This window comes from Streptomyces sp. NPDC050704, assembly GCF_040654355.1.
Classification (GTDB): Bacteria; Actinomycetota; Actinomycetes; order Streptomycetales; family Streptomycetaceae; genus Streptomyces.
Map to the genome: position 1 here is coordinate 178474 of NZ_JBFAHW010000005.1, position 8297 is coordinate 186770.

Sequence of the window (8297 nt, forward strand, 5' to 3'; positions counted from 1 at the left end):
CGCCGCTCTACCAGCGTGAGCTGAACGGCTGGTCCGAGCGGACGATTTCGCGTCCCAGGGGGACCAGAGAGACCGGGATCAGCTTGAAGTTGGCGATGCCGAACGGGATGCCGATGATCGTGAGGCACAGAACGATGCCGGTCGCGATGTGGGCGAGGGCGAGCCACCACCCCGCGAGGATCAGCCACAGGACGTTGCCTATGAAGGAGGGCGCTCCCGCGTCCCTGCGCTCCACCGTCGTATAGCCGAAGGGCCACAGGGCATAGACGCCGACCCGGAAGGCGGCGATGCCGAACGGGATCGTCTCGGAACGTTCCCGATCACGCCACAAGGCCGCTCCGTTTCCGCCTGAACGCCTGACGAGCTGATACTTGTCTTGGCAGGCAGTGGCGACGGAGAGACCTGGAGAGGTATCGATCATGAAGCTGTTGAGCTTGCTACTGAACGTCCTGTGGTTCGTCTTCTGTGGCATCTGGATGGCGCTCGCGTACACACTGGCCGCGCTGGTGTGCTTCATCTTGATCGTCACCATCCCGTTCGGCGTTGCTTCGCTGCGTATCGCGGGCTATGTCCTGTGGCCGTTCGGCCGGACCACTGTAGAACGGCCGGATGCTGGCGCGCCGTCGTTCATCGGGAACGTGATCTGGGTGATCTTCGCGGGGTGGTGGCTGGCCCTGGGGCACCTGATCACCAGCATCCCGCTGTTCTTGTCGATCATCGGCATCCCGTTCGGGTGGGCCAACCTGAAGCTCATCCCGATCTCGCTTATGCCGCTGGGGCGTGACGTGGTATCCACGGAGCGAAGGTTCGGCGAGCGGTAGAACCGGGCAGGCAAGGTTGCGAACATTTGATCTCGACGCACTTCGGATGCGTCTGGGAAGTAGGCAGAAACCGGCCATTCCGCTGTACCGTGAGCCTGGCGGCACAGCTTGGAGTGGCATGCATCGTGCAGCTGGTACGTCTCACCATGAGCAACCGACCAACATTCCGTATGAGCGAAATGGGCGGTAAGAGTAGTCGTGACGTGGCGGTCCCGCCCTGAGAGGGTCTCTCCGGACAGCGTTCCTGGCCTCGATAGCAACGCTTCGATCGAACTCATCAAGGACTACTACTCACGAAGCCTGGCTGGTTCTGAAACTGCTCGTGCGCGAGCTCAAACCGCCTTTACCATCGTTAGCGCCTTGGCCACGCTCCTGGTGGGAGGTGCCGCATTCGTAGGAATCACCGACCAACAGGATTCCGTCAAAATCTTCATGATCATCGCTTCAGTCTTCTGGCTTGTAGCAACATTTCTCTACGCTCAGGCGGCCACGGGTACCTTTGGCAGCACCAATTCCAGAAAAGATGCGCAAGAAGTTACGAGCGAACAGGCGGTGCCTGCCGCTAAAGGAATTATCGCTCTGGTACGAACTGAGCGAGACCTCATTCGGTGGAAGACGAAGCAAGCCAACATTTCGGCCTTCCTAGCTGCCATCACTTCAGTCTGTGTCATAGGCCTTATGTGGCTCCTAGACCCTGCCACACAGTCCCGCGCTGTCGTAAGAATTGACAGTCCCGGCGTATCAGAGGTTGCTGCAGTCTGCGATATCCGACCACGTACAGAGTTCACAGCCACACTCGACTTGACTGATCTGTCAAAGACATTTATCACGCTGACGGATATCCAGACGAGAGATTGCAAGAACGCTTCCGAGTTGACGATTCCCACCAAATGGGTAGCGATTGTCGCGGTGCAACCGTGACATCCATGATCCCGGCAGGGCACCACGGTATCCTACTATCATGGGCAAGCGAATTCGACTTCGAACAGTTCAAAAACACGCTGGCCGACCTGTCATCTCAGCATTCCAACCCTCCTACCTCGCTGTCGATGATTCCATTTCGATCATCCGGTGTGCCGGCCGGAATAACCTATCCGACCGGAATTCCAGACGTTAGCAGCCTCCTAGATCGAGTCGCTTCAGTCTCGCTGATCCTCTCCTCTGATAGGAACAGAGGAGCAGATGTATCAGAACTCGCAAGTTTGGCAGCAGACCGGCACGTCAACATCGAAGTATTCCACCCGATCGATGCCCATAAAGCCGTTATTAAGTTCGCTACGAGGCTTGCTAAAGCGTCAAAAGGTGGGTGTGTTTCCCAGGAATACAAGGCGAACGAGCTGCCCGTTCTACTCAAAGCCTGGATCGAGAGACAGGTAGCGCAATCGGAGGGCTCCGCGGAGCGGATCGCCCAGAGTTACAGCGGAAACCATTGGATGGATACTTTTGGAGGATTTCAATGAGTTGGATCGAAGCGGTACTGGCTCGCCCAGCCCAACGTGAGCCAGATCAGAAGCTCACACCCAAGCTAGCATTGTCGCTTTTGACATCTGGTGAATACTGGCGATTTGAACGTGCCTCACAGGAGAGTACACACCTGCCGCCACGCAGGGATTCCCAGGGTCATATCTCTGAGCCATCGTGGGCTCTCGTCTTTGCTTTCTCTCTTGTTAATGACTCGACTTTGACAGAGGAGGGCCTAAATGTTCTATCCGAAGTTGTTTCGTCACCGGAGGTGAGAGAAGACCCTGAGATGGCAGCTGTAGCAAACGCGTTTGCCGCACGAGGACTCTCACGACTTAACCTGTTCCGGCAAGCAATCTCGGTGATTCAGGCCGCTCTCGACGAGCTTGCATTTCACAGCTTGGCCCGCCTTTTCCTTCAACAGCAACTAACAATTTATCTTGCCGATGCGGATAGATACAAAGAAGCGCTTCACTCGGCCAGGCAGGCTCGACGCTTCCTTAATTCATGGAAACATGGCAATTCAGACGCCTACCCACCATCACAGCAGGAGATTTGGCTCGGGCTCTCAGAGGCAGTTGAGTCCAATATTCGTTTGCTGACGAATGTCACATCTCGTCACCCAAAACACGACAGCACCTTTTCTGGAGAGCCTAATAAGTATTGGATGACGCGAAATACGGTTCTGGAAGTAGGATTTTCGACTTATGTGCGCGACTCGTTTGACGACAAGCTACGAGTAACGCTCGGACGCTCCTCTTCTAGGTTTTCAGAAAGAGAGTCGCCTCGAACCGCTCTCACAACCTTTCTCTTCGAGAGTGAGCTAGCAGGTTACTACCGGCGCGTTCTCGTTGCTAGATCTCTCCTTGGAAAGCAACAGGTAGTAGAGCTCGATCTCGCTGATGAAACACGGATCAGGAATTGCACTCACTTGATCCGATACAGTCGAGACACCAAATCATACGAAAAATTCCTGAAGTTTCTTATTGCTGGAGGGCCCCTGCCAACACTGGCAGAGGAAGTACTCCGGGCAGCAGATAGCCTTGGCTGGCCCCCCAGGAAGGAAGACTTCATTGCACTGAAGGTCGCTGGTTCACTACTCCATGAATCAGTCGCTGGCCGTGCTTTGAGCGTCCTCATTGACATGCCGACGCAAGAACATGTTCGAGACCTCAACTCTGCTTATCTGGCCGACGCATATATCTGGCCTGCCATCCGATCCCTTATTCCTGTAGCAGGGGCACATACAGAGGTTTCCAGAAAAATGAGAGAGGTCGCCTCAGTCGCAGGCGCCCACGCGTTCTCGGAGCTTGTCTCCACCGCGAGAGTCATTGATTGGTCTCAGGTAAGCGAGGACGAAAAGACGGCTTGGGTTTCTTGGATCGAGAGCGATAAATCCGACGATGCATCGCTCCTGGAGCAAGAGATTGCGCAGGCCCTCGCCAACGTAGGCAACATGGGTCCACTCGGGCGTTACTACTCGAAGGACACGGATCTTACAATCACCGAAGTCGCCACACTCATCGATTTCGGTAGCGGAAACACTCAATTCAGGGTTCCTAGCTCTGTGGCAAATAGGGTATCCGGGTCACTGAAGTCCGAACTTGACGAGCTGATGCTTGACGCATCTAGAGGGTCTTACAGCTACGGCGTAGTGGACAGCGTTCTTCTCGCCGGTATCTTTTCCAGTCAGTATCCGGATCATTCTATTTGGCAAAAGATCCGGGAAGTGATTCTGCACCCGCGAGTCAGCACATCCCAAAAGTCAGGCCTGTTCGAGTGGATCAGCCGAAACCCCGAAGCCTTGCCATCCGACTTTACGCTTCAAGAAGAGGATAGGTCTCATCTTCTTGGACGTGAAGAGGATTGGATGGGTGAAGGAACACGATTCTCCGCATTGCGCCTGCTGTGCGCCCTAAACGTGCTTCCCCAAGAAGATGTGGCGGAGCAACTCATGAACCTAGCCACGTCAGGTTCTGCCAACGAGCGAGTTGAGGCCGCACGTACACTCCCTATTGCCCGATATTCCACGCCGATAATCTGGCGACTCACCATTTTGGATATGCTGACGCGTGATCCCTCTCCCCTGGTGCGTAGCCACGCGGGAGCAGCTCTCGGAGCTATATATAGGGACTGGGATCTCAGTGACACAAGGGAGATCGACAGCATTGTACGCAGATGCCTCGAATCCGACGGAGTATGGGTTCCTTTGCGAACTCTTCACGGACTGCTGAGAGAAATTAACCGCAAAGTTCCAATCGATATTTCCGAGTTCAAGGAATCTGTTTCTTTGTTGGCGAGCAATCACGTAGATCACTTGATTCGTGATGCCGCAAAACGACTTCTTCGTTCAGCGGGCGATTGATACAGTCTCTATCTCTCTGTGCTGACACAGCGAAGCAGGGAGACCTTCACCCGCCATACCTCGCGAATGGTCAGGATCCCCCTACTTTCTCCGGCAACAGTGTGGGTACGGTCGTATCCGTGTCTGGTGCGCGTCGGGTTGGTCACCCCAAAGCGTGCGCCAGTTGATCGCGCGCGACTAGGGGAGCTGGTACGGGCATGGCGGTTGATGCTGCTCGATCGGAAGAGGGGTTCACGTCGGCGGGGGCTGCGCGGGTGATGGTGGCCGCGTGCCGGGCTGCGGGGCTCGACGACAGAGGCGCGGAGTTGATCCGCCTCGGGGAAAACGCGTTGTTCCGGCTGGCCTCGGCCCCGGTGATCGTGCGTGTGGCCCGTGGGGAAGAGTGGCTGCCGAAAGCGCGTGTTGAAGTGGCTGTCTCGCGGTGGCTGGCAGAGGAGGGGTTCCCTGCTGCCCGCATTATTGAGGATCTTGAGCAGCCGCTTGTGATCGATGGATACCCGGTGACGTTCTGGCACCTGATCGTCGAGGGTGATCGGAAGGCGACCTATGGGGAGTTGGGGGGCGTCCTGCGGGATCTGCACTCCTTGACGGTGCCGGACGGGCTTGAGCTGCCCTCGTTCGAGCCCTTCGACAAGCAAGAGCTCCGGATGAACCGGGCAGCGATCCCGAAGGATGACAAGGCCTTCCTGCGGAAGCGGTGGCGGGAACTGCAGGACAAGTACGCCGAGCTGCGGTTCGAGACGCCCAAGGGCCCGGTGCACGGGGATGCCCACGTGCAGAACCTCATGGTGGACGATCGGGGGCAGGTGATCCTGATCGACTTCGAGGCCTTCTGCTTCGATCACCCCGAGTGGGATCTCATGGTCACCGCCGTGGAACACCACAGTCTCGGGTGGCAGACCGATGAGCAGTACGCCGACTTCGTGGCCGCGTACGGGCGGGATCTGTACGACTGGGAGGGGTACGAGACGCTGCGTGGCCTGCAAGAGTTCGGTATGACGACGTGGCTGATGCAGAACGTGCAGGAAGACGAGCAGACGGCGGACGAGTACCGCCGGCGTATAGCTGGGCTGCGCAATGACGATGCGCCGCGGGACTGGCGGCCCTGGTAGCCGCTACTCGTCGTCCTCCAGGCGGGCGAGTGCGTCGTGTACCTGGTCGTTGAAGGCGGCCACGGTCGGGTTCGTCGCGTGGGTGCTCACCTCTGCCTGAAAGTCGGTCACGTAGCGCTGGAAGCGGGAGGACTGGAGGCTGTCACCGCCCTCCAGGGCCAGGCTGGCGGTGGTGACGGCGGCTTCCAGGTCGCCGTTGAGCAGGTGGCTTTGGGCGAGCACCATGCGGCAGAAGCCGAGGGTGCGGGCGTACTTGGGGTCGGTTTCGTCGACCGCGCGCTGTGCGGCCTCGACCGACTCGCGGCGCATCTTGAGGTCGCGGAAGCAGTGGCAGATCTCGCCCATGAGTTCCGCGGAGTCGAAGTAGCCCAGCCATGCCGGGTCTTCGACCAGGTCGGCGCGCTCGAAGTGGCGTTCCGCTTCGTTCATCGCGCGGCCTGCGCCGGTCGGGTCGCCCGCGTTGGACAGGGCGCGGGCCTCCATCGCTGAGTTCAGTGCCATGGCGCGTGGGGTGGCTCGTCCCTTGGCTCCCTCGACGGCGGCGCGGGCGAGTTGGACGGCCTGGGCGTGGTTGCCGAGGTAGTTGGCCTGGTGGCTGAGGTTGCCGAGGATGCGGGCGCCGAACATGCGGTCGTCGATGACCTGCGACAGACGCAGCGTGGAGGTCAGGTAGCGGTGGGCGAGCCGGTGGTTGCCGGTGTCGTACGCGGTCCACGCGAGCAGCTGGGAGACCTCGGCGGCGGCGCCGAACATCGCGGTGCCGACCTTCTCGCTGTAGCTGGCGTCGAGCAGGGGCAGGACTTCGTGCCGGAAGTAATGGCGCAGTGCCTTGTGGCCGTGGCCTCCGCCGTACTTGAAGTCGAGTTGCATGAACATGCTGGCGGCGTCTCGGATCGCCCGGACGTCGCGCATGCCGACGCGTTGGTGAGCCGGTCGGTCGGCCTGGACGCCATCGGGGCGCGCGATCATCCATGACAGGACGGCAGAGCTGAGATCGGCGTCCGCGATGGCCAGTTGGTTCGGGGCCGGGGCTTCGGCGCGCTCGTCGGCGAGTCCGCCCAGCGTGGTCAGCACGTCGGGGACGGTACTCGGGTAGCCGATCGGCTGCGGAGCGGCGAGCTGTGAGTGGGCGTAGAAGCCGAGATCGCCGGGTGTGATGCGACGGCCCAGCTTGGTGCCGAGTACGTCCGCCATGATCGCTGCCGTCTGGGGCTGGATGCCGGAGCCGTCCCGCCATCGCTGCACGGCGACGTGCGATGTTCCGAGACTCGTGCCGCGCTGTGCGGCGGCATCCCGCATCCGCTTTGCGAGGCCCTTGTTCGAGACCTTCGCTTCGTCCATGACGGCGGCTAACTGCGCGTTCGGCTCTCGGTTCATGCTCCCCTGCCACCCCGAGAAATGACGGCGAGTATTCATCGTGTCACAGCAGTATCGCCCGAGGGGGTTCGTCGGTGAACCCCCTTTGTCTTTGCTGGTGTTCGCGTGAACCCCCTGGTGAACACTCCCGGTCACGCCCTCCGTGTCGTGTACTGGCTTGCCACAAGCAAGCGGTGCCGTAAGGCCCGACGAGGGGTTTGGAAGGGGACCTGATGGACGCCCGAAAATCTGAGCACGTGGTGAACGAGGTGGACGCGTTCGCTCACTGGTTCGCGGCGCCAGATCCGTCCTTCGCCGGGAGGTTCCTGGCGCTGACGCTCTTCGCCGAGTTTCCGGACACCGTTCGCGTGGCGCGTGACATGACGGTCGAGTTCCTGCGAGGCGCGGTTGCGGATGCGGTCGTGGACGATGCCCGGCTGGCCGTCTCGGAACTGGTCGGCAACGTGGTGAACCACGCCGTGCCGGATCGCCATCTGGCGCAACCGGGCGGCGCTCGGCGCATCGATGTGACGTTCAAGATGTGGCCGAAGTGGTTGTTCATCGGCGTTGCTGATGAGGACTCGACACCCCCGGTTCTCCCCATAGGCGAGGCCTACTCTCCGGCGCTGATGGGAGAGCTGTCAGAGGCGGTGTTTCCTGACAGCGGCCGTGGGCTGCTGATCGTTCAGCGTCTGGCCGTGGCGGTCTGGTGGACGCCGGAGGAGCGGGGCGGCAAGACGGTCTGGTGCCGCTTCGACCTCGATGGCGGAACCACGGAGCGGCCGGATTGATGATCTCCGGGCCGTCGCCGTCTGTTCACTCCCTCGCGGATCGGGAGTGGGTGACGGCCCGGAAACCGGCCGGAGTCTGACCCCTTCGGCCAAGGGGCGCGGCTCCTCGGATCATCCCCCGGGGGCTCCCCTCCCGAAAGAGGGGCCGCGCTTCACAACCTCATACCGAGTCCGGACCACCCCCGCGCCTGGCAGCAACCGGGGTGGTCCGGCAGGGGACACGGCGGTCCCCGGTGCCTGATGGTACCGGGGCCGTCGTGCTGCATCTCGGCCCTGGCTAAAGGAAGTTGACGATCGATGGTGTCCCTTGTCGTGGTGTACCGGATCAGTAGCTGGGAGTGCGCGGGCGTCTGCCCGGGGCGCACTTCCATGGGTGAGGACCGCTCCCTGA

8 protein-coding genes are annotated in these 8297 nt (G+C 60.2%); 6 read left to right on the plus strand and 2 right to left on the minus strand.

Annotation, left to right across the window (positions count from 1 at the left end; genetic code table 11):
• Positions 1–7 precede the first annotated feature (7 nt).
• A complete protein-coding gene (locus AB0I18_RS04500) occupies positions 8–331 on the minus strand; it encodes a YccF domain-containing protein (protein WP_363103851.1) in 324 nt (107 codons plus the stop codon).
• 88 nt (positions 332–419) lie between these two features.
• On the opposite strand from AB0I18_RS04500, the gene AB0I18_RS04505 reads away from it, so the two are divergent.
• From AB0I18_RS04505 to AB0I18_RS04525, 5 genes are all read left to right on the plus strand, one after another.
• Positions 420–821, plus strand: a complete 402-nt coding sequence (locus AB0I18_RS04505) for a YccF domain-containing protein (RefSeq protein ID WP_363103852.1) — start codon at positions 420–422, stop codon at positions 819–821.
• A gap of 360 nt (positions 822–1181) precedes the next feature.
• Positions 1182–1742, plus strand: a complete 561-nt coding sequence (locus AB0I18_RS04510) for a hypothetical protein (RefSeq protein ID WP_363103853.1) — start codon at positions 1182–1184, stop codon at positions 1740–1742.
• Positions 1739–2281, plus strand: a complete 543-nt coding sequence (locus AB0I18_RS04515) for a hypothetical protein (RefSeq protein ID WP_363103854.1) — start codon at positions 1739–1741, stop codon at positions 2279–2281. Before AB0I18_RS04510 ends, AB0I18_RS04515 begins: the two co-directional genes overlap by 4 nt.
• Positions 2278–4647 (plus strand): hypothetical protein, encoded by a 2370-nt coding sequence (locus AB0I18_RS04520; protein ID WP_363103855.1) that lies wholly within the window; start codon positions 2278–2280, stop codon positions 4645–4647. The genes AB0I18_RS04515 and AB0I18_RS04520 overlap by 4 nt, the downstream gene beginning before the upstream one ends.
• Positions 4648–4844: 197 nt before the next feature.
• A complete protein-coding gene (locus AB0I18_RS04525; protein WP_363103856.1) occupies positions 4845–5759 on the plus strand; it encodes an aminoglycoside phosphotransferase family protein in 915 nt (304 codons plus the stop codon).
• Between the two features lie 3 nt (positions 5760–5762).
• On the opposite strand, the gene AB0I18_RS04530 is transcribed toward AB0I18_RS04525, so the two are convergent.
• Positions 5763–7136 carry a sporulation protein gene (locus AB0I18_RS04530; protein ID WP_363103857.1) on the minus strand — a complete coding sequence of 458 codons (1374 nt, stop codon included), beginning with the start codon at positions 7134–7136 and terminating at the stop codon, positions 5763–5765.
• 212 nt (positions 7137–7348) lie between these two features.
• On the opposite strand from AB0I18_RS04530, the gene AB0I18_RS04535 reads away from it, so the two are divergent.
• The gene (locus tag AB0I18_RS04535; protein ID WP_363103858.1) at positions 7349–7906 is read left to right on the plus strand and encodes an ATP-binding protein; all 558 of its coding nucleotides are present in this window, start codon (positions 7349–7351) and stop codon (positions 7904–7906) included.
• The last annotated feature ends 391 nt before the right edge of the window (positions 7907–8297 follow it).